The organism is Clostridium nitrophenolicum, assembly GCF_055391695.1.
This window is the reverse complement of record NZ_AP042469.1, coordinates 1,953,910-1,975,471: the sequence shown is the minus strand read 5'-3', so window position 1 is coordinate 1,975,471 and position 21,562 is coordinate 1,953,910. Positions and strand designations below refer to the sequence as shown.

The window sequence follows — 21,562 nt, the reverse complement described above, 5'->3', positions numbered from 1 at the left end:
AAAAAGCTCTAGAATAAATCTAGAACTTAATCTTAACACTATGGATGACAAACTCCACATGGACCATATCCCATGCTTTCTGCTTCTTCTCTACTTACAGTAGCTTTAACTTGTTTTATAGTTCTACATCCAGATCTATGATATTTTTTACCTGTAGCTGTGATAATAAACTCTCCACCTGATTGATTTACATTACTTTGTGCAGGTTTAAATCCACTAGATGATGAACTTGCACTTGAACTTTCTCCAGAAGAGTTATTAGCGCTACTAGAATTACTATTGGTTGATACACTGCTGTTTGAAACTGCCTTATCTGTGTCTCCTTTTGTAGTTCCGTTTGGATCTATGACCCATAATCCTTTGCTTGCGTTTCTAGCTTCTGCAGCATAATTTTTAAAGTACTCCGCATATTTTACATCTGGTGCATATGTAGACTGTTCAGCATACCCGTTAAGTAGTAAATTAGCATTATACATCTTGGCTCTTATTTCTGCATCATTTATTTCTTTAGGTATGTCTAGCCAAACATATCTTAATAGTCTTCCATATTTATCTGTTTAAGATACATCTTTTTCTATGTATACTGATTTATTAGTTAAATTACTTTTTGTATAATCACTAGCTTCTTTTCCGTATTGCTCATGCTGTGTAGTTGATTCAGGAGTGTTAACTCCTATTAATCTCACCTTGCTCCCGTCAGAAAGCTCTACTGTGTCTCCATCTACCACCCGAGATACCCATACCTCTTTTAGATTGAACTTTGCTAAAGTATTTGCTTTTTCTTGTGCAGCTGCTTGCTTTTTGGCTTCTTCTGCTTTCTTTGCTTCTTCTGCTTTTTTAGCCTCTTCTTCCTTATTTGCAGCTTCATCTTTTTGCTGTTGTTCTATTTTTGCTTTATCTGCAGCTATCTTTTGTAGTTCTGCCTGTTGTGGATCATAATTAAACCCACCTATACCAAATAAAAACGCAAATACCAACCCTGCCGTAATTAATGTTTTTATACCTTTATTATAAGCCTTAAATTTATCGCTCTTGGTATAAAGATATACCCCTCTAGTTATAGAACCTATCATAATTAACGCACCTGCTAATTTAGGTGAAACTCCTATTAAAATTAAAAGTAAAATAATAGCTAGTGGAATTGATACTGCTTTCCTTTTTAAAAAATCCACTTTTATCCCCCTCTTCCATAAAAATTAGTTTAAAATATATGTATATGATGGTTTATTTCTACAAATAGTATCAAATTCCTTTATCTTCATTGTAATAAACTGTATAATTATTATAAAAAAGGGGAGATATTTATTGATTATTATATATATGATTTATGCAATTTTTCTTTATTTAGTATGTGCATACTCTTTAAGATTTTTTATGAGATTAAAATATAATATTGATTTTGAAGGTAATTTAGATGCTTTTTTTAGTCTACTGCTAATGATATTAATTTTCTTTGGGTTAATTAGTTGTATTAGCAAAAATATAAATGAAGCAATTAATTACTGCTCAAAATATTCTTTTATACCATTTTTTTTATTCTTTCAGATTATCATATGTTTCTTAATACTATATCTTATTTGTATTATTAATCTCATTATAGGATATATAGTTTCAAATTTTAAACAACCAACTATTTATAATACTTTAGGTTTTATTTTTAAAATATTATATATGCCAATTAAAAACAGAAAATTTCTAGATCCTTTTTATAAAATACCTAAAAAAAGAAATAGCATTCCCATAATTTATAATCTAAAATCTATTATTTTTGTTTGCTATTTAATATCTGGAGTTATTCTACTTTCACCAATTTATAACTTTATTACAGGACTTAGTGAAGCTAAAGAATATTTAACAATGTTAAAAAATGATTATGATACTTATAAGAGTGTATTTGTCACAAGTCTAATACCTTATTTTTTGAACTTTGCTATTGTTAACAAAAAAGATTATTTAACACAAGAGGAGGAAATAATTAAAAAAGAAGAGAATACTGCAGACACGCTTAATTTATAATTACCTTATATTGTAAAACTAACAAGTCCTACACTCTTAACAAGAAGAATGTAGGACTATTTATTGCTATAATAAAATTCCAATGTGAAATAGAGGATATTTATAGTTTGTACAATTGCGTAATAATTATTGCGGTCTATTTTAATTATAAACTCATGATTCTAGCTTAGTGTCAGGTTATTTTTCTAAGTAAAAAAATAACCTCAGTTGTCTGAATTTATTGCAGGATCTCACCCTATTTAAACAGATTAAGCCTCGCTATCTCTTTTTTTATTTCATCTATTTCTTTTTGATTCTTATTTAATTCTTCCTTGTTATTGTCTAAAACTTTCTTTTTGAAAATATAATTAGCATAATATTTTTCATATTCTTCTTGTGTTGGTGCATGATTCTGTTCTAAAAATTCTTTAAAACTTGCAACCTTAGTAACAGCTTTGGGTTCATTTTTAATTTCATCTTTCATAATTGATAATCTCTCTTTTTGAATTGCTACCTCTTCATCCATTCTAGAGATACTATTTTTTAATTGCTCATTTTTAGATTCTAAAACCTTTACTTTTTCTAAATCACCTTTAACTATATTATGTAATTTATAATAACTTAATCCGCAACATGTTAATATTACAATACCTAATACAATTATAATTTTAGTCTTTAAATTCACATATATCACTTCTCCTTCTTATGACTTATATTCTATGTATTTCCAAATATCCCTTCTAAAATTATGCGGAAATACCCCAAGTGTAAATTTATTTTTAACTGTCAATAATCTTACTAGAGTTGATATTATTGAAAAGTTATATAAGAATAGATGTACTTTTAACTATAGCTTGTGTTTTTATTATGGGAGTACTTTGTGGAATAATATTTTAGAATAAAGTAAAATGGCCTACATCTACTTTCAGATACAGGCTCATATACTTTAATAAAATTACTTTATTTATACTATATGACTTTATATAATTATATTAATATATTAAGTCATATTCAGTAAAAAAATACGAACCAATGGTTTAATTCTCGAGGTGTAAAAGATGAAAGGTAAAGATATAAGGATGTCTTGTTGAGCAAGTAAAGAAGCTTCTGTTGGTTCAGCAGAACAACTTTTTGTATACCCTTTATGTAATGGAGACGCTAAAGAAGTAAAAGGAATAACTGTCAGGCATTTTATACTTGATAGTCTTGTAAAAAAAGTGAATGAAGGTAATTATCGTATTTGCTTAAATGAAAATTGTGATGTTGTTTATTATAATTTAGATAAGAATGTAATATTTAATAAACAAGATATGAAAATTCCTATTTGGTATAAAAAAGATACTAATCCTAAATATATATGCTATTGTAATCAAGTAACAGAGCAACAAATTATTAATGCAGTCCTTAATGACGGAGCAAAAGATACAAAGGATATTATAAGGCTTACAGGAGCAATGAAAAATGCGAAATGTGAGATTAATAACCCTTTAGGTACATGTTGTAGTTCGATTATTCGAAAGACTATAAATAAAGCATTGAGCATGAAATCGTGAAATAGTATGTCATATTCTTTTTTGTAAATTTAAAAAAGCCTGTATTCTAAGTAGATACAGACTCATATACTATAATAAAATTCCTTTATTTATAATAGAGGAATTTATATAATTATATTAGTACGTAAAGTCAAAATAAGTAAAATATTATGTACTAAATTTAAATAGCACATCATCGTAAGGAATTAATTACAAACGAAAGGAAAGAATTATAAAATTATGATATATTACTCCTGAATTTAAATTCATTGGTGTTTATAATTATGCACTAACAGATACATTGAAGATAGTGTTTGAATAACAAAAATTGCTCAATAAAAGAGTCGCCCATTTCTAGCATCTTTTATTAAGTATCCACAAAATAGTTAACCAGAAAAGGACGACTATCTAACCTTTATTTTCAGGTTTATAGGTTGACCAACCTAGCATATCCAAAATAATTCAATAACCAATTACTCCTTCTACTAAAAGCAATGAACCTAATATTATTCTTACTGTTCTATCAAAACTTCCTAGATTTCTTTTAAAAGATATTATCATAATTTATCACCCTTTCATATTATTTACACTAGTGTAACTTTAAAATAATGCTTGAAATTTTAAAACAAAGTTTGATCAAAATGACATGGAAACTTTGATTATAAGCCATCGGCACATTTCAAATGATTAAACTTTATTTAAAAAAATATCATAAAATGCTTACTAAAATACTTTTTTTAATCAAACTTTTTTTCAAAAACTAATTTTAACACTAACGATTTCAAGCCATTTGTTAAGCATACTTTGATCAAACTTTATTACAAAGCTACAACTAAATGATTTTTTATTCGATAAATATAGTCATTTAACAAATTATATACAAAAATATAGGACAGTAATTAATCTATCAAAAATGCCTTGGACTTTTAATATGTACTTTTCTTATATTACGTAGCATTAAGAACAGAAATACTCTTTTGTCTTTTGAATATAAGTTTTGAAACCATTCTATGCATTGATGCTATGATATTAATTTATGATGTCAATACCGTAAAGTTTTGACACTTTAGGATAAATTCATATTTAAAAGAAAGAGGAGATGCAGTTAACCCACAACCCCTCTTATTATTTATTATCATCAAGGAAATCATCATCCAAGCCATGGATAGTAAAACCGTTCTACAATAGTATCTTTAGGTAAGGTAATCTTCACATAATTTATTCAATAAAATGTTTTTATACAATTGTTTTAATGTCTTCTACTAATGTTTTAATATAGTTATCAAAAGTCTTTAACTTGTTAAATAAACTATTATTTAACTTTATTACGAATGTTTCTGTATATATTCTACAACTATCTAGATTGTTGATTTTATACATTATCACTCTATCTAGATTCAATGTTCTCTCAACGTCCTCTATTATGTATATCTCGTCATTTCTAACAACAGCTATTGAATAATTATCTTTGTTATCATCAAAAATACTATTTATTTCATTTATGGAAATCATAAACTCTAAGTTACTACTTAATGTTTTTACTTCAAGTCTATGTTTTGTTTCTCCTATGTTGAACCTTAAGTCATATCCACTAAAGTCCATCATGTAAGTTACACTCTCTACACCTTTAGTGCTTTTTAAAGTGTCAAATACTAATTTCTCGTTAGCATTACCACTTTCCTTTTTACTGTCGTACCAAGGTTTTTTATCATCATTTTTTCTTTCTTGTTCAGTGTATGATTTACTAATTCTATGACGAATACTCTCGTCAGTTTCTTCTTTCTCTTTTGGTTTAATCCCGTTATTAATTTCTTTTGATTCAGCACTGTTCAGTTGATTGTAAGCCGTTTTGCATCTTTTTATTTCATCGTCAGTAACTTCTATCTGCACATTAAACATAGGAGTCGTATCTATAGCATTTTGTTTAAAAACATTTACTTTATTGATTAGCTCATCGCCACCTATGCTATATCTTGTTGCAGAAGGTGTTAATTTCCCATATAACTTCAATAAGCCCACCTTAGAAGCAGTTATTTCATTTTCAATAAATTCATCTTCATGAGTAGAATAATAAGATAGGATACCTGCATTACGTAAATAATCATAACTAATTTCCTTAGTAATACTACGTTTTAAAGTTTTATCTTCTGGTAACTCTCCGATGATTCTTGATAATCCTGCACTTCCTAACTGTTCTTTTCCTTTAAGTGCTTTCATTAAGAATTCATTCTTATTCTCTATGTCGTTTATATTGTTTCTTATTACACTTAATATTCTATCGTCTACATTAGTATAGGTTTTATCGAAATAAGAAATTGTTTTGTTATTGAAATCTACATTTACTACCTTTAGAGATACTATTTCTTTCGTGTTAAACCCAATGTAGGTCAATATTTTTCCAAGTGTGCTTCTTTTGCTAATTTTAGTACGTTCACATATATCAATTAGTTCATTAATTGAAGTAACATACTTAGTTACTTCTTTTAAGTATGTGTTTGGGTTCTTTTTCAATGATTTTAAGGCTTCACACACCTTATCTGTTGCTGTATCATCTACAAACTTTACATAATATTCATGATAAGCTTTTAGAATAGATGACATTGAACTAATTGAGCCAACGGTTAGTGTTGAAGTGAAATTGTCTATTTCCTTATCATCTAATTTGAAAATACACTTAAGGTATTTATTTTCTTGAATCGTTACTTTATTTAAAAAAGATATATAATTATTTATAGAACTAAATTCAAGGTGTTTCCATTCAAGAAAAGCTTGTTTGTTTTCATATTCAAATCCTTTAATTAATTCTTTTAATTTTGCCATACTTTACCCCTACCCCTTAACATAGTTCATTATCCTCATTATATCTGGTATTTCATAATATTTCTATTACTTCGAATATATTTTAATTTGAAGCAAAAGGGAGTCAGTATTGTTAAGTTATGAATATGAAATTATAATTGTAAGAGATAATTAATAATTTACGTGGGAACTTTCTTAAAAACGAACTAAAGGAACTCCAAAAAGTTCCTTTAAAAATGCTATTTTTAACATTATTCTTTAACATCGCCTAAAAAAAGAAGAGTGTCATGGTACACTCTTCGAATTATCTCATAATTTACACCAGTTAGATAATTATTTTACATACATAAGATAATTAATTCTCTTACTTTATTTAATTTCTTCTTTCATTTTATCCTCCTAAATAGTAACGAAAACTCGTTATTTATATTACTTTTGAGTGCCGAATTGTTTTACATTTGAGCTTGATTTCAGCTTGGCAATAGTGGTTTCAAGTTTATATTTATCGGCTTGAAGCAATTGAATCTGTTCATCCTTTGCATCTCTTTCAGTAGTTTTTTCAAGTATTTCCGTCTCTTGTTCACGAATTGTGTGTCTAAGAATTTCTGTGTCAATAGCTTCGTGTTTCAATTTGGTATTCTCAGCCTGTAATTCAGCGATAAAGCACTTTAATTCATCGATGACGATGTATGGGTTATCTTCTTTGAAAACAGCATCATAATGCTCAATATAGTGCAATAAAACGTTATTTCTATAAATGGTGTTACGTGACATATCTAATTCTTCGGCTATTGATGTTGGCGAAAAAGGGATTGCTTTATGGCTTTTCAAGAAACTTGTTGCTTCATCCCTTTTTATGAACTTATCTTCGATAATGGACTCTATTTTAAGCAGATGTTCTTTTACATTGGTTTTTAGGCTATCATAGTCATAATTTCTGCCTGTTTCCTTGTCCATTACTGCTTCCACTTTTGCTTTTAGGACGCATTCTCTCGTATCCTTACTCCCGATGCTCGTATCTCTACTTTCCATTTTTCAACCTCCGTATATATAGTTTCCAAGTTTTCGATAATATGTTTTAAATCTGGACAATCCTCTGAATATTTCTCTATGATGGTTTCTGCTCCGTGTTTAGCAATTTGAACTTCCAAATCTTCAAGCTCTGGCAGGAGCTTATCGTGGATAATAAGCCACAAGTTGATGTAATGTTTTTCAAGCTGTGCTTTGTGTCCTCGTTTTTTATTGTCTTCAATAGCAAACTCCAATTCCTTCATTTGTCGATATGCAACATCAGCGTTGTAGAAGAAGGAGAAGATGTTTGGACACACATCGTAAGCACAATAAAAATCATTACTTGCGTCTTCGTTTGACATACAAGGGAATCCAACCATAGACTTACAGCAAAAACCGCCCGTTTTGACTCGTACAGGCATTTCGGCTTTTAATTTAGCAACGATAGCAGCACAGTCAGTATTTATGTTGAAGTTGCCTTTTTCGATAAAACTGAATATTTGTCCTTGCAGATTTGTTCTACCGATAGGTTTGAGTCCTGACACTATGTTGTTAAAAACCTTTTCTGCATATACTTCATCTTCTTGAATACTTGGTTTTTCTGTCCTAACATAATATCCTTCCATTTCTTTTGCAAGGTGTCCCATAAACTTCTTGATAAACCTCAATGGAACTTGCTTTTCATAAAGTTCAGTACAAACATGCACCCTGAATTGTTTGGGATCTGGATAAGTCAACGTCTTAATCCCAAAAGATTGAAGATGTTCATAGCAAGCAAGGGATGCATCAATGTGAGAAAAACCTTCGTTACGCAGTTCTACAGGCAAGTCTATCGTAGTTATATACTTATCAAGATATACATAAAATTTGTGTCGAACTTTATATGTGCTTGTAGGTGATAAAGGAAAATGAGCTGATGTATCTTCATAAATTTCACCCATATAAAGATATGGGAAATCCGTCTTTATACTTTCACGCTTTTCCTTATGCAACTCAACCAATGTATCATACCCCTTTTTAGCTAACTCATTGAAATATGTTTTAGCAATAGTGTAGGTGTTATTTCCTTTTTCTCGTTTCCAAGTTTTATATTCAACGTAATATGCAGTTTCTCCAGTAGAAAGTTTGGTTGTTTTTAATTGTCCTGCTTCAAGACCAAGCATCTCGCCCCAACGAAGCCCTATTTGGCTCATTATTAAAAATAGACATGCAATAGCACGGATTTCCAATGGAGATTCTTCGTCATCGATTACCTTAATTAAGGCACTAAGAAATTTATTAAAATAATCTTCAGGTATATCAGGTGTTTTGTTGTTTTCTCTAATTTGTTTTCTTGCTTTATGATGTTTTTTTCGATTCAGTATTTTTTTTAACTCTGTTGTATACAAGTCTTCAAAATTAGCCGCATAAAAAGTATAGAAAGCTTCAATTGTTACTTTTGCATTCTTTAAAGAGTCATCTACTATGAAGCCTTCCTCATTAGCTTCAGTCTCTACTGCTTTCAAGTATTCTGCCACTAATTTAGATGGGATGAGCTTGAAGTAATAATACTTTTTTTCATCAGCAACATAATTAAAAAAATTTATTATTCGTTCACAATGATGCTTGATGCTTTGTATTTTGTTTTTGTTATCAAGAATTTGTAAAAGTATGAACTTTTTAATATCATCCACAAAAGCAGGATTGGCTCGGTGAAAGTTTAGCCTCATTTTATCCTTACCAATATTGAGTTTGCGTAGAGGGGAAAAATCCCAAATAGGACTACTATAATAAATTTCCACTTTACTAAACGGGAGTTTATCAATAAGTTTCAAATGGTCAAAGTATGATTTTATCCCATGAGTATTTAGGATAACACCTTCTTGAAGCTCATATTGTAAGTCTTCAGCTATCTTATCGAGTTTAAGAGATGTGCTGTTCATTATTATCCTCCTCTTTGATTAGTATTAGTCTTTCAAGAAAAGCAACCATCAATCTTTTTATAGCTTGAAAGTCTTCTTTATCATGATTGATTTTAGCTTCTGCTATCTTTTTGTCGCATATATTAATCTGTTCTTGAAAAAAAGGAATTTGTTCTGGAGAAGTCTGAAAGTGTTTGCACATAAGACAACCCAAGAAACTGTAATTATCACATGATTTTGTTCCGCAATAACCACATCCTTCGGATACAGACCTTTCTTCAGTTGCTATATCTTTTGGAATCTTTTTAACAACCTTTCCTTTAATATCAACATTTCCAATGTATATTTGGTATACAGCTTCAAGACACTCCCTGATATCAATATCAGAATAGCTGTTAATTGAATTTGCGTCATTATGGTGTGTTAATGCCCTCTGTTCTAAATCTGAATAGCCTTTTTTAGCAACCTCAACCTCAGCTTTGCTCATTCGGGTATCCCTTAAATTAGCCAATGTATATTCAGGATTTATTCCAACTTCCTCACAGCATTTTCTAAAGTAAGCATTAAACCTTCGGGTTGATAGACCTCTATAAGTTCCCTTTTTTAAACCTTCAACAATGAATACATAATTCTTTATTTTTTTGTTCTTACATTCTTGTCGATACGGTTCTGTTATCCTGATTGCGTTATCTATTGCCCTCTTTATGCGTTCGGTTACTGGAATTGGCTGTTTCCGTCCATGACTTGTTTTGGTTCTGGAATATGTTCTAAACTGTCCCTCTTTTATCGTATCTGTGATAGCATCAAGTTTCCATGTAATTATATGGGAACTCCTAAATGGAGTGTGTATTGCTAGATAGAGAACATAAAAGCAAACATGATTAAATACAGATTCTTCCGTCTTTTTCTTCATCAATGCTGAAACCTTGTCCAAATCTTCATCTACTATAGCATTTGCATTACTTTTGTTGTAACTTGGAATGTCTTTTAGATGCCAGAATACCCCATTTTCAAAATTCATAAAGTCGTTTTCAGAAATAAAATTCAAGAATACACGTACAGGAGATATATATGTTGCTATAGTGGTATTATTTTCGTGACTATCTATTACATAGTATTTAAAGGCGATTATCTCGTTCATTGTGATTCTTTCATCTTTTGTTGGAGTAACCCCTAAATATCGAACAGCACCACTTTTTAGATCAGAAATATAATTGCAAAATTTAATGATTATCTTCAAATTTTTATTTTTGCCATCTATTCCTGAATCGTAGTACCATACATAGTGTTTGCAAAATTTCCTGTAAGTTTCTGACTTTATTTGTGTAAAATCAAGTAAAATAGAAGATGTTACAGATATTAATTCTGAAGAATTATTAGTTTCCATACCTCCATAACAAAGCAACCATTTATCAACATCGGGAATTTCTTCGTGGGGATTGTAAGGGATTGGTATGTAACCATCCAATATCTCTTGCCCTATTTTTAGTCTTTCAAGTATGTTGGAGTCAACACCTGATTTATCGAAAATATTACCGTTATAGGTTTGCTTAATATACAAGTAAAACGATGTTATTGGAGCAAGGATAAAGGTGCTTTTACTTTTGCTTCTATTTTCATCATTGGCATACTTATTGAAATGAAGTAAATGAGACTTATATGTATTGAAATTTAAGTCTTTAATTCTTTCGACATGGTAATCGCCCAATGATGTATCGAATTCTTCACAAAACCTAACGAAACCGAATCCTCTATTACTATAATTCAAAGCAAACTCTATAAAAGCATCGCGAATTTCATTGCTTTGTATATTTACATGGTAAAGAGAAAATTTTGTTGATCCGTCTGGATAGGGTATTTGAACAAACTTGTCTATTGCTGGATTTCCCAATACATTCAAGAAAGTTTCAATAACAGGAACTCCAAAAAGCAAACGTTCTCCCAAAGTAGCTAAATGGCTCAACTGTTCATCTTTGATTAATCCTCTCGAAATCATTGATAAAACAGCTTTATGTAGCTCCGATACTGTTCTTTTCCCTTTTGGTGAAGTTAGGATTTTTTCATTATCCTTTAAGGTGTTATAAAGATATTCTCTTGTAATGTCCTTGTTGGTTATATTTTGAAAGAAGATTTTTGCAACATCAACAAATGCTAAAGCTTGCGCTTTTCTTGTATGTACATTTAATGTAGTGTTGAGTTTAATACCTTCAAAATGGTTTGATAAAAACTCATACATTTCACTATCAAAGCATGATTCGTTTGGTAATTCTATTAAGAAGAGTTGTTTACCAATTTCACGGCTATTTTCTTCACTACCTGATGTTGCAACCAGTGTCCCTGAATCAATATATTCATGAAAATTCTTTGAGGTAAGAATTTTTATTATTTTGCTTATGGTTAAGCTTGATATTATATCACTTTTATTTCCCGTATTACTCATGTTTCCATCAAATATTGTTAGCCTAAACAAGATGTTGTCTTTCACATATTCTTCCTGTAATAAAAAAACGACAAATCTTATTATGTCTCTACTTTCTTTATCAGTAATGTGAGGGCTTGTAAGTACATCCAAAACAAAGAAGGAGGATACATCTTTTAATCCAACATTTCCAAAGAATTTTGATAGTGTTTCAGCGAAACGTTTGGAATTCTCTCGTTTGCTACGGGTTGTATGGAATCTTATATTTCGATTGTATTCATCAAAGGCTATTGCAACATCATACATGGCTCTATCTACGAACATTGCTTCTTTTTGTTTCATAAATGGTTTATAAAAACAGTCTTTACTATACATATTGCTAATCCCACCCACTTACGGTTAGTTCTGGAATATCCTCAAGTAATGATTCTTCAAAGCCTTCAAGGAGTTTAAGTTGGTCATCTTCCGTTGGATTGTAGTATACCTTTGTAGATTGAATACTTTGATGTCGCATGAGTTTTTGCAACTGAGCTATTTTCATACCTCGTTTTTGAATTTGATACATGGCAAAACCATGCCTGAATTTATGATTTAGGTTATTCTCCCTTTTAGCTATATCTGTTGATATACCTGATTCATCAAGAATTTTTCTTAATCTCCTGTTCCACAAATCTTGCGATAATGGTCTGCCGAGAGTGTTCAGGAATATATAGGAGTTATCTCCGTACCAATCTTCTGTTACTTTATCGGCAAGGGAACATTCTTTAAACCTTTCTGCTTTCTTATCAATGATTTTTTGACGTTCCTCTTCAATATATTCCTCTAAAAGTTTGACCACACCTTTTGTAAGCTGTTGCTTTTGATATCCGACATCGTATCCTTGTTCGGAGTATTTAGGTAAGGAGTATTGGCTTTTGTCAGAAACATACATACAAGTTTTAGCTCTTTGGTCTTCCTTGTCTGAGGCTCTGTTTCTTATATAGACAACTTGCCTATATTGGTTTTCTTTGGTTTTTTCAGTCCTAATATCTTCAAGGGTAGAGCCAAGGACTTCGCCGATTCTTAATCCAGATTCCCACATTATGCGTATAATAAGTTCATCTCGACGGGTGAATTTTTTTCTTATCACCTCAAGGATTCGTTTAAACTCAACAACAGATATATACCGAGGTACTTCTATGATTGGTTTTAGTGTTTTTTCATTATGTTTTTGCACTTCTTTTGTAACATGAACATTCACATCATTTATGCTTATATCAAAATTCTTTTTAGTAACATCAAACAAAAAGTGTTTGGTGCAACCTAAGAAGGTAAGATAATCTCTATAAGCCAAAAGATAGTTATTTATTGTATCAGGGTCTCTTGTTGTTGTCAGTTCAAAACGAAGTACTGTTCCGAGGGTTGTTATTCCTTTCAGGAATGTCTTGAACCTTTTAAATTCATTTTGTGAAAAGTTTCTTAGGTCTTTTTTTACCATATCCTGATAACAGAATAGCAATTTTAACGCCTGCATATGCTGTTTTTTTGTGTTGGGTTTCAATTCCTCTATACGATAGAAGTTTATAAAATCAAATGTAGTTTCAATCACCTTCATTTGACTATCAAATAGAATCCAATAAGTCTTACCATTAACCTCTTTCGAAGCTGATTTGCAACAATATTCATCTATTACGGTGTCTTTCCCTTTTTCGTCAATCAAATGTTTCTTGTAATAAGTTTCATTGCCTCTTTTGCATTCTCTTATAACTATCATTATTGAAGTCTCCTTCCTGAAAAGTAGTACACTTTTAAATTCATAATAACTTTATTGTATCTTTTAAGATAAAAAAATGCAAGAGCGTTAATTCCTGCTAAGGGTCAGAATTAAAATATTTTTTTAAAAACTGTACCATTTTAAATTTTGCTTATAAAATAAAAAAAGCCTTATTTTATAAGGTTTTGACTTTGTGGTACAAAATATATATTCATTATAAACAACTATGTTCTTTTGTATAAGCTCCTTCACCATAAAGATAAGTAACTCCTCTATGTAAATTCATCATTATAAGTTTAGATACCTCTTCTTCCTTTTCTGTAATAATAAATACTGATTTAGTTTGACGTAATCCTTTAACTACATTATCCATAACAAAAGATGTTATATACATTGCTATTAGTGTATATAAGGCACTAGGAAGTCCGAATATAAAAGCACTGATACTAACAATTATTAAATTTATAATAAAGGATATTGTACCTATATTAAGATTAGAGCGTTTTTTTCTAATTATCATAGTTACTATATCAAATCCACCTGTAGATCCCCTATGTGTAAAAACTAATCCAAAACCAATTCCATTAATAACGCCTCCATATAAGCAATAAAGTAATTTATCGTTTATATTTAAAATATTAGATATAGAATGTGTTAATACAAGTGATAAAGAAAAAGATAACGTTCCCACTAAAGAATATATAGTAAACTTTTTATCTAATCTTTTTAAGCTTAATATAAATAATGGGATATTTGATAAAAGAATTATATACCCTGCTTCAATTTTAAATAAATATTGAACTATGAGCGCTAGCCCAGTAACTCCTCCACTTAAAAGTTTAGCGTGAATTAAAAACATATTTACACCAATGGAAGCCAAAAAACTTCCAAATATGATATATAAAAAGTCTATAATGTTATCTTTGTTTAAAAATTTAGTATCCATTTTACCTCCCCATTAAGTGACATTGCGAATTGAATTTTCAACTTAATTATAGAAATGCACTATAATTACTGCACATTCCAAATAAAGTTACTTATTTAATTAAATATATTATGTTACATAAAGCTAGTTATTATATATGAACTGAAATTAAATATAAAAAGAGCTGCCTCTTATAATGATTTTTTTAATCATTTTGAGACAGCCCCTTATTACATAATACATTCTAAGAAATAATTCTTTTAATAAAATCACAATCTAGTAGCATTAATAAAAAAAAGCATTTACCATAAATGCTTCAGAATTCTTGTTTATATCTTTATATAAATATTCGATAATAATTTTTAATGGAGCGGGTGAAGGGAATCGAACCCTCGTAACTAGCTTGGGAAGCTAGCACTCTGCCATTGAGTTACACCCGCATATATAAACTGTTAAATTAATATTACATATATTATAGCTTATTTTTACTTTTTTGTCAAAACACATATGGCCTGTACTCTTACCCTCATTTTAAATTCAGCATAGTTTAATTAAATAGTACCAAAAATAATATAAGATTTATTGTATTCTGTCTCAGATGAATTAAAAGTAATCGCTTTATAAAACTATAAGTTCTATTGTATATAGCAATTTTAGCTATATGTTGAAAAGGGGTTGTTCATAATACATATTTTCGCATTATGAACAATCCTTTTGAATTTATTATAACAAAAGAGAATCAGTTATATTAGATTCTTTCCCATATTATAAGCTTTATCTAAGGCTTCTTTGTTATCAGATACAGCCAATTCTCCTGTAGATACTCCATACTTTCGAGTAAATTTTAGCCCTAAGTACTCTGACATCTGCTCCAAACTACTTTCAACAACCTTAGCACCTGAATCTTCTTCTGTTCCTTCATGAGTCATTAATAATACTACTTCCTTGTCCTTAAAGTCTTCTGATTTAAGGGCATATAACCTATCTATAAAAGTTTTTAGTTGTGCTGTCATATTCCACCAATACACTGGTGTAGCTAAAATAATTATGTTTGAACTTTTTATTTCCTCATATAGTGGATGCATGTCATCCTTTATAACACAGGTATCTAATGCCTTTCTACAGCTATTACATGCACTGCATCCACTAATGTTTTTCTCCTGAAGAAATACATTAGAGTATTCTACGCTACTGTGATTTTCTTGCACACCCTTCAAAAATTGGGCCAATAGAGTTGCTGTATTTCGGTTTTTATTTGGACTTCCTAAAACTGAAAAAATCTTCATTTTACCATCCCCCTTGATAAACTAGATACTATTATTATAATTGCAAACAATTCACAATAATAGTACGTACTTTTATGATATATACTATCTTTTAGGAAACTATTATCTTAGCTTTTAACCTAGTTCTTACTATTATAAAACTTTGCAAATGCTTCATTTAATACTTCAGATGAAGCTTTAATATCCTTACCGTCCGTCCTCCAATTAGATATGGATGCCCTTATTATAGGACAAAAATCTCCTAGTATTTTTACTAAGAGATTTTTACAAGATATTGTGAAATCTATTTTTAGAAGAATGACATTTCAACCATCTGGCAAAGTGCATGATAAATTGGAAGATGAAGTTCCTGAACTTCAAAGGTAAGTTCTTTAGGTGCTCTTATTGTAACATCACAAAGCTCTACCATTTTTCCTCCTGACTTTCCAGTTAAGCCTAGAGTTTTTATACCTAAAGCTTTTGCTGTATAAATAGCATATATAACATTTTTTGAGTTTCCAGAAGTACTTATCGCTATAAATAAATCAGAACTTTTCCCATAGCCTAATACTTGCTGGGCATATATTAAGTCTGGGTGCACATCATTTGAAAAAGCAGTACACAAAGCTGATTGTGCCGTTAAATCAATGGCTGGAAGTGCACACTGCAGTCTATTGGCCAAAATTATTCCTGCTTCATTCTCTGTATTTATCAGTTTTTCTTTAATATCTTTAGGAAGTTCTCTCTTTAGCATAAAACTTTTCATTAATTCTGCTACTATATGTTCTGAATCTGCAGCACTGCCACCATTACCACAAACAAGAATTTTTCCTTCTTTTTTATAACATTCATAAATCTCTTCATATGCTTTACATATATCTTCTGAACATACTTCTAATAGAGGATAGTTTTTCATTAGATTATCCAAAACCTTTTTCACGTTCCTCATACTTAAAGCTCCTCTAATAATTTTCTCCTAATGCCACTGACAAGCAGGCATAATCTCCAATACTTTCACCTAAACTTGAAGGTAAAATACTGCAGTTTTTATAAGATAACTCTAATGCTTCCTTTTTTATAATTTCTTCTGCTGTAGGCTGTAAAAACTCTCTGCATCTAGTAAATATACTTCCTATTATAATTTTTTCAGGATTTAATATATCAATGATGATTGATAAACCCATGCCTAAATACCTTCCGCTTGTTTTTAAAATATCTATTGCTACCTTATCGCCATTTTGAGCAGCAATACCAACTTCTTTTGCCGTAATGTTTTTCGCTTCCTCTAAGGTTTCGCAAAACTCTACTCTATCACCTCTTTTTATTCTCCTAGTTATTTCCTCATAGGCCAATTTAGCAATGCCACCACCACTGCAATAGCCTTCAAAGGAACCAAACTTTCTATAGCCTAAAGGGCCTTCTCTGCTAATCCTTATATGACCTATCTCTCCTGCCATATCATTAGCTCCAGTATAAAGCTTCCCATTTAATATTAGGCCTGCTCCTAAACCGGTGCCAAAGGTTAAAAAGACCATGTTGTTGCAATTCTTTCCCGCACCAAATTTCCATTCTGCTATAGCACAAGCATTAGCATCATTTTGTAGATATACTTTCTTATTAAATCTATTTTTAAAAATGTCTTTTATAGGTATGTTATCCCAATTTGGCAAGTTAGGTGGAGACATAATTATACCTTTTCCACTATCTAAGGGACCACCACAACTAATTCCAATAGCTCTGATATCCTCCATACTAACTTCATTTTTGCTCAATATTTCATTAATAAAATGAAAAATTTTATTTATAGTGTAATTAGCTTCCCTAGTGATCTTTGTAGGGAAAGAAATCCTATCAATTATCTTGCCATAAGGATTTCCTAAAACTACAGCACACTTTGTTCCGCCAATATCAACACCTATCAAATTGTCACTATTCATATATCCCTCCTTGAAGTGAAACCTACTTATAATGTTTTTTACCCACACTCCGAGACAAATAAAGAAACTTTAAGCATCTCCTGGGTATTTGACATCCATATAGGGAAACTAACCAGAAAGTTACATTATACAAAGGGATATGTTTTCAATGCTGAAGGTAGATTTAAAAACTTTGTGTCAGTCTTAGTGAAGGGTTTTAAGACAACCTTAGAACTTAGATACTGTTTGAGCAGAGCGAGTTTATCTAAGTCTTAGGTCGTCTAAAACACAAGCTTTAGACTGGCTAAAAGTTTTTAACGGACTGAAGCTTGAAAACATAGCCCGGGGTATAAGGTAACTTTCGGTCTTTTAACCCTATATAAACTATTTCTTTATTTCGCTTATGTTGTCTTTTGTAACTACCTTTACACCAGTGTCTACTTTCTTTTCAACTGTTTTCTTTCCGATAACGTCGACAGCTGATTGAATTCCTTTTGCACCCATATCATAAGGATTTTGAACCATAGTTGCTTGAATTAATCCTTCGTCTAAAGCGTTGATTATATCTTTTGACTTGTCAAAACCTACAACCTTAACCTTTCCAATTACATTCTTTTGTTTTATTCCTCTTGCAACGCCTACAGTAGAACCTTCATTTGTTGCATAAAAGGCTACTATGTCAGGGTTAGCTGTAAGTATATCCATTGTTTGATTTAATGCTGTAGCTTTGTCTCCATTGCAATATTGAGTTGTAACAATTTTGATATCTGGATATTTTTCTGCCACTCTGTCTTTGAAGCCTTTTTCTCTAATCATTGTAGTTCCAGCACCTGGTTGCGCACTTATTATTGCTATTTTACCCTTTTGTCCTATTAATTCTGCCATTTTATCTGCTGCCATAGATGCTGCTTTTGCATTATCTGTAGCAAAGAATGCAGATATTTTATCTGTTTTTACAGGTGAATCTATTACGATGACCGGTATATTTGCCGAAGCTGCCTTTTCTACTACTGGAGTAAGTGCACTCTGATCTGATGGAGCTAATAAAATAGCATCTGCTTTTTGATTTATTGCGTCCTCTACCATTCTTACCTGTTCACCAGGGTCTGTCTTCCCTGCTGGTGCTCTAAAGGTTAACTGTACATTCCCTAATTCTTTAGCCTTTGCTTCTGCCCCTGCTTTAACTGATAACCAGTGTTCGTCTATGGAGTCCATAGTTATCAGTACCATTTTGTATTGTTTTTTATCATTGCTGCTTGATGAACTTGATGAGCTAGTTGAGCTTGAATTGCTGTTTCCACAACCAACTAAGACTAAAAACAGACTCATTAACACTGCTGAAACTTTTGCTAAAAGCCTTGGGCGTTTTTTCATGAATGATTCCCCCTATTAATATAATTTTTTATATAAGTAAATTTAATTGAAGACTATTTTCTTTTAACCCTGTCAATATAAACTGCGGCTATAATTACTGCACCAATAACGATTTGCTGCCAAAATGCAGATACATTTATAAGGTTAAGTCCATTTCTTAATACTCCAATTACTAAAGCACCAATGAAGGTTCCAAGTATCATACCTTCTCCGCCTAGCAAACTGGCGCCGCCAATAACAGATGCTGCAACTGCATCTAATTCATAACCTGTACCAGCCGTTGGTTGTGCTGATACTACTCTAGCCGCTAAGATTAATCCTGCACAAGCTGCTAAAAAACCACTGATTATATATATTGATATCAATGTTCTTTTTGTATTAATTCCAGACAACCTTGCTGCTTCAAAATTACTGCCTATTGCATAGGTATACCTGCCAAGCTTTGTCTTAGCTAAAACAAAACCAAAAATTGCTACTAATACAAACATAATCACAGCAGGAATAGGTATACTAGCTATAGAGCCCGTTCCTATAATTGTAAAAGTCTCAGGCAAATCAGTGACAGGGATACCTTTTGTAATAACTAATGAAACTCCTCTAACTATACTCATAGTTCCTAGTGTCACTATAAAAGGAGGTATATTTCCATAAACTACTATTAATCCATTAATTAATCCTACTAAACAACCAGAAAGCAAACCGCCAATTACAGCAATAGGTACTGCAACGCCGCTTGTCATCAGTATTGCTGCAACTATACCTGCTAAGGCAATATTAGAACCTATAGATAAATCAATACCGGTAGTTATTATTACGTAAGTTTGTCCAATGGCAATTATAGCTATGATCGCAGATTGCAGTGCAACAGTCAGCAGATTATCTACTGAAAAAAACTTATCTGACATAAAGCCAAATATCAATGATAATAATATCAAGCCACTTAAAACTGATAACACTTGAGACGTTTCCCTAGACATTTTAAACCCACTCTTTGCCTTCTCCATTTGCTTCCTCCCTTTCACTATTTGTATATAGCGTTGCATAATGCATTATTTCCTCTTGATTTGTATTTTCACAATTAAGTTCTGCCTTTATTTCACCTTCACACATAACTAAAACTCTGTCACATATTCCTAAAATCTCTGGCAGTTCAGAAGATATCATAATTACCCCTATACCTGACTTTTTCAATTGATTTAGTATGTTATATATCTCAATTTTTGCTCCTACATCTATTCCTCTAGTTGGTTCATCAAATATGAATACCTTAGGATTTCTAGTTAGCCACTTTCCTACAACAACTTTTTGCTGGTTTCCACCACTTAGATTTTTAACTATTTGCTCTAATGAAGGTGTTTTTATTTTTAAATCCGATACAATCTTATTTGATATTTGTTTTTCCTTTGAACGCTCTATTATTCCCGCTGGTGAAGCAATGGAGTCTATATTAGATAGCGTTAAGTTAAAAGCTACATTCATACTTAAGGATAATCCCTCATGCTTTCTATCCTCTGGAATGTAAGCCAAACCATTTGCTATGGCATCTGCCGGTGACTTAATATTTAGCTTTTTCCCATTTAAATATATTTCTCCAGAATCAATTTTATCCGCACCAAAGATAGCTCTTGCTAAATCCGTTCTTCCTGCTCCCATAAGCCCTGCAAAACCTAGGATCTCTCCCTTGTATAAATCAAAAAAAATATTTTTTACTCTCTTTCCTTTATTAAAACCTTTTACCTCTAAAATTTTTTCCCCTCTTTCCATAACTAATTTAGGAAACTTTTCATCTAGTTTTCTTCCAACCATTAAACCTATTAAGGTCTCTAAATTAGTATCTTTGAAATTCAAGGTCTGTATATACTCTCCATCTCTTAGAACTGTAACTCTGTCAACTATTTCTTCTAGCTCCTCCAATCTATGTGAAATATAGACGATTCCAGTACCTTGATTCCTTAGCTCTTTAATTATAGAAAATAAGTCTTCAATTTCTTTTTCAGTAAGTGCAGAGGAAGGCTCATCCATAATTATTACCTGAGCTTTTGTTGAAAGGGCCTTTGCAATTTCCACCATTTGCTGTTTAGATACAGGTAATTTATTAACCTTTTCATTAGGATCAATATCTACATGTAGCCTATCAAGTATCTTTTTTGCCTCTTCTTCTTGCTTTTTTTCATTAATTATGCCTCTTTTTGAGAATTCCCTTCCTATAAATATGTTTTGAGCCACTGTAAGATGAGGACATAAATTTAATTCTTGGTGAATAATGCTTATACCCATGTCCTGAGCCATTCTTGTAGAGGTAATATTTACTTCCTTTCCATTTAAAAATATAGTTCCACTATCTTTCTGATAGACTCCAGATAAAATTTTCATTAAAGTAGACTTGCCTGCACCGTTTTCCCCCAGCAGTGCATGAACTTCCCCCTTTCTTAGTTCAAAATCTACATTGTTAAGAGCCTTTACACCTGGAAAGGTTTTGCATATACTTTCAGCCTTCATTAGAACATCCATTAATCCACCTCATTTCACTTATATGGATAGAAAGCCTTGGTACTTGGCTTCTTCGCCAGTATATCTCAAGCATCAAAGCTATTTATGTATAAAAACCTTAAAACTAACTAGTAATCATAATATCAAACTTATTCTTAATATATTGCTATTACAAAATATGA

At 31.1% G+C, this 21,562-nt stretch carries 15 protein-coding genes, 1 tRNA gene and 1 pseudogene; 2 read left to right on the top strand and 15 right to left on the bottom strand.

Annotated features, from left to right (window positions below; genetic code table 11):
- Nucleotides 1-38: 38 nt before the first annotated feature.
- Nucleotides 39-1,073 (bottom strand): annotated as a pseudogene (locus tag ACZ5N4_RS09175) (thermonuclease family protein).
- 598 nt (nt 1,074-1,671) lie between these two features.
- Between ACZ5N4_RS09175 and ACZ5N4_RS09170 the strand changes: the two are divergent.
- The gene (locus tag ACZ5N4_RS09170; protein WP_464209221.1) at nt 1,672-2,016 is read left to right on the top strand and encodes a hypothetical protein; all 345 of its coding nucleotides are present in this window, start codon (nt 1,672-1,674) and stop codon (nt 2,014-2,016) included.
- Nucleotides 2,017-2,251: 235 nt separating this feature from the next.
- Here ACZ5N4_RS09170 and ACZ5N4_RS09165 read toward each other — a convergent pair whose 3' ends face one another.
- Nucleotides 2,252-2,680, bottom strand: coding sequence for a hypothetical protein (locus ACZ5N4_RS09165; protein WP_464209219.1), 429 nt, complete (start codon nt 2,678-2,680; stop codon nt 2,252-2,254).
- Between the two features lie 373 nt (nt 2,681-3,053).
- On the opposite strand from ACZ5N4_RS09165, the gene ACZ5N4_RS09160 reads away from it, so the two are divergent.
- On the top strand, nt 3,054-3,548 hold the full coding sequence (locus tag ACZ5N4_RS09160) for a Csac_0668 family 2Fe-2S cluster-binding (seleno)protein (RefSeq protein ID WP_464209217.1): 495 nt from the start codon (nt 3,054-3,056) through the stop codon (nt 3,546-3,548).
- Nucleotides 3,549-4,763: 1,215 nt separating this feature from the next.
- Here the strand turns inward: ACZ5N4_RS09160 and ACZ5N4_RS09155 are convergent.
- From ACZ5N4_RS09155 to ACZ5N4_RS09095, 13 genes are all read right to left on the bottom strand, one after another.
- On the bottom strand, nt 4,764-6,347 hold the full coding sequence (locus tag ACZ5N4_RS09155; RefSeq protein WP_464209215.1) for a hypothetical protein: 1,584 nt from the start codon (nt 6,345-6,347) through the stop codon (nt 4,764-4,766).
- A 408-nt stretch (nt 6,348-6,755) separates the two neighbouring features.
- On the bottom strand, nt 6,756-7,358 hold the full coding sequence (locus ACZ5N4_RS09150) for a hypothetical protein (RefSeq protein WP_464209213.1): 603 nt from the start codon (nt 7,356-7,358) through the stop codon (nt 6,756-6,758).
- Complete coding sequence (locus tag ACZ5N4_RS09145; protein ID WP_464209211.1) at nt 7,304-9,259, bottom strand: tyrosine-type recombinase/integrase; 1,956 nt, start codon at nt 9,257-9,259, stop codon at nt 7,304-7,306. The genes ACZ5N4_RS09150 and ACZ5N4_RS09145 overlap by 55 nt, the downstream gene beginning before the upstream one ends.
- Nucleotides 9,240-11,999 carry a hypothetical protein gene (locus tag ACZ5N4_RS09140; RefSeq protein ID WP_464209209.1) on the bottom strand — a complete coding sequence of 920 codons (2,760 nt, stop codon included), beginning with the start codon at nt 11,997-11,999 and terminating at the stop codon, nt 9,240-9,242. The genes ACZ5N4_RS09145 and ACZ5N4_RS09140 overlap by 20 nt, the downstream gene beginning before the upstream one ends.
- Nucleotides 12,000-12,036: 37 nt before the next feature.
- Nucleotides 12,037-13,410, bottom strand: a complete 1,374-nt coding sequence (locus tag ACZ5N4_RS09135; protein ID WP_464209207.1) for a tyrosine-type recombinase/integrase — start codon at nt 13,408-13,410, stop codon at nt 12,037-12,039.
- A gap of 214 nt (nt 13,411-13,624) precedes the next feature.
- On the bottom strand, nt 13,625-14,356 hold the full coding sequence (locus ACZ5N4_RS09130) for a YitT family protein (RefSeq protein ID WP_464209205.1): 732 nt from the start codon (nt 14,354-14,356) through the stop codon (nt 13,625-13,627).
- A 345-nt stretch (nt 14,357-14,701) separates the two neighbouring features.
- Nucleotides 14,702-14,775, bottom strand: a tRNA-Gly gene (locus tag ACZ5N4_RS09125).
- A 303-nt stretch (nt 14,776-15,078) separates the two neighbouring features.
- Entirely contained in the window at nt 15,079-15,621 is a 543-nt protein-coding gene (locus ACZ5N4_RS09120; protein ID WP_464209203.1) for a flavodoxin family protein, read from the bottom strand.
- A 289-nt stretch (nt 15,622-15,910) separates the two neighbouring features.
- Nucleotides 15,911-16,549: a D-sedoheptulose-7-phosphate isomerase gene (locus ACZ5N4_RS09115; RefSeq protein ID WP_464209201.1), complete on the bottom strand. Its 639-nt coding sequence runs from the start codon at nt 16,547-16,549 to the stop codon at nt 15,911-15,913.
- A 13-nt stretch (nt 16,550-16,562) separates the two neighbouring features.
- Nucleotides 16,563-17,537: an ROK family protein gene (locus tag ACZ5N4_RS09110; protein ID WP_464209199.1), complete on the bottom strand. Its 975-nt coding sequence runs from the start codon at nt 17,535-17,537 to the stop codon at nt 16,563-16,565.
- Between the two features lie 363 nt (nt 17,538-17,900).
- Nucleotides 17,901-18,890, bottom strand: a complete 990-nt coding sequence (locus tag ACZ5N4_RS09105) for a substrate-binding domain-containing protein (protein ID WP_464209197.1) — start codon at nt 18,888-18,890, stop codon at nt 17,901-17,903.
- 53 nt (nt 18,891-18,943) lie between these two features.
- The gene (locus ACZ5N4_RS09100; protein WP_464209195.1) at nt 18,944-19,894 is read right to left on the bottom strand and encodes an ABC transporter permease; all 951 of its coding nucleotides are present in this window, start codon (nt 19,892-19,894) and stop codon (nt 18,944-18,946) included.
- Nucleotides 19,869-21,401 carry a sugar ABC transporter ATP-binding protein gene (locus ACZ5N4_RS09095; protein ID WP_464209193.1) on the bottom strand — a complete coding sequence of 511 codons (1,533 nt, stop codon included), beginning with the start codon at nt 21,399-21,401 and terminating at the stop codon, nt 19,869-19,871. The genes ACZ5N4_RS09100 and ACZ5N4_RS09095 overlap by 26 nt, the downstream gene beginning before the upstream one ends.
- Between the last annotated feature and the right edge of the window lie 161 nt (nt 21,402-21,562).

Bases quoted from the DNA above. Each gene is read 5' to 3' on its own strand.
- ACZ5N4_RS09140 (WP_464209209.1), bottom strand. From the start codon at position 11,999: ATGAAACAAAAAGAAGCAATGTTCGTAGATAGAGCCATGTATGATGTT.
- ACZ5N4_RS09115 (WP_464209201.1), bottom strand. From the start codon at position 16,549: ATGAGGAACGTGAAAAAGGTTTTGGATAATCTAATGAAAAACTATCCT.
- ACZ5N4_RS09150 (WP_464209213.1), bottom strand. From the start codon at position 7,358: ATGGAAAGTAGAGATACGAGCATCGGGAGTAAGGATACGAGAGAATGC.
- ACZ5N4_RS09155 (WP_464209215.1), bottom strand. From the start codon at position 6,347: ATGGCAAAATTAAAAGAATTAATTAAAGGATTTGAATATGAAAACAAA.
- ACZ5N4_RS09110 (WP_464209199.1), bottom strand. From the start codon at position 17,537: ATGAATAGTGACAATTTGATAGGTGTTGATATTGGCGGAACAAAGTGT.
- ACZ5N4_RS09170 (WP_464209221.1), top strand. From the start codon at position 1,672: ATGCCAATTAAAAACAGAAAATTTCTAGATCCTTTTTATAAAATACCT.
- ACZ5N4_RS09105 (WP_464209197.1), bottom strand. From the start codon at position 18,890: ATGAAAAAACGCCCAAGGCTTTTAGCAAAAGTTTCAGCAGTGTTAATG.
- ACZ5N4_RS09130 (WP_464209205.1), bottom strand. From the start codon at position 14,356: ATGGATACTAAATTTTTAAACAAAGATAACATTATAGACTTTTTATAT.
- ACZ5N4_RS09145 (WP_464209211.1), bottom strand. From the start codon at position 9,259: ATGAACAGCACATCTCTTAAACTCGATAAGATAGCTGAAGACTTACAA.
- ACZ5N4_RS09100 (WP_464209195.1), bottom strand. From the start codon at position 19,894: ATGGAGAAGGCAAAGAGTGGGTTTAAAATGTCTAGGGAAACGTCTCAA.
- ACZ5N4_RS09095 (WP_464209193.1), bottom strand. From the start codon at position 21,401: ATGGATGTTCTAATGAAGGCTGAAAGTATATGCAAAACCTTTCCAGGT.
- ACZ5N4_RS09135 (WP_464209207.1), bottom strand. From the start codon at position 13,410: ATGATAGTTATAAGAGAATGCAAAAGAGGCAATGAAACTTATTACAAG.
- ACZ5N4_RS09120 (WP_464209203.1), bottom strand. From the start codon at position 15,621: ATGAAGATTTTTTCAGTTTTAGGAAGTCCAAATAAAAACCGAAATACA.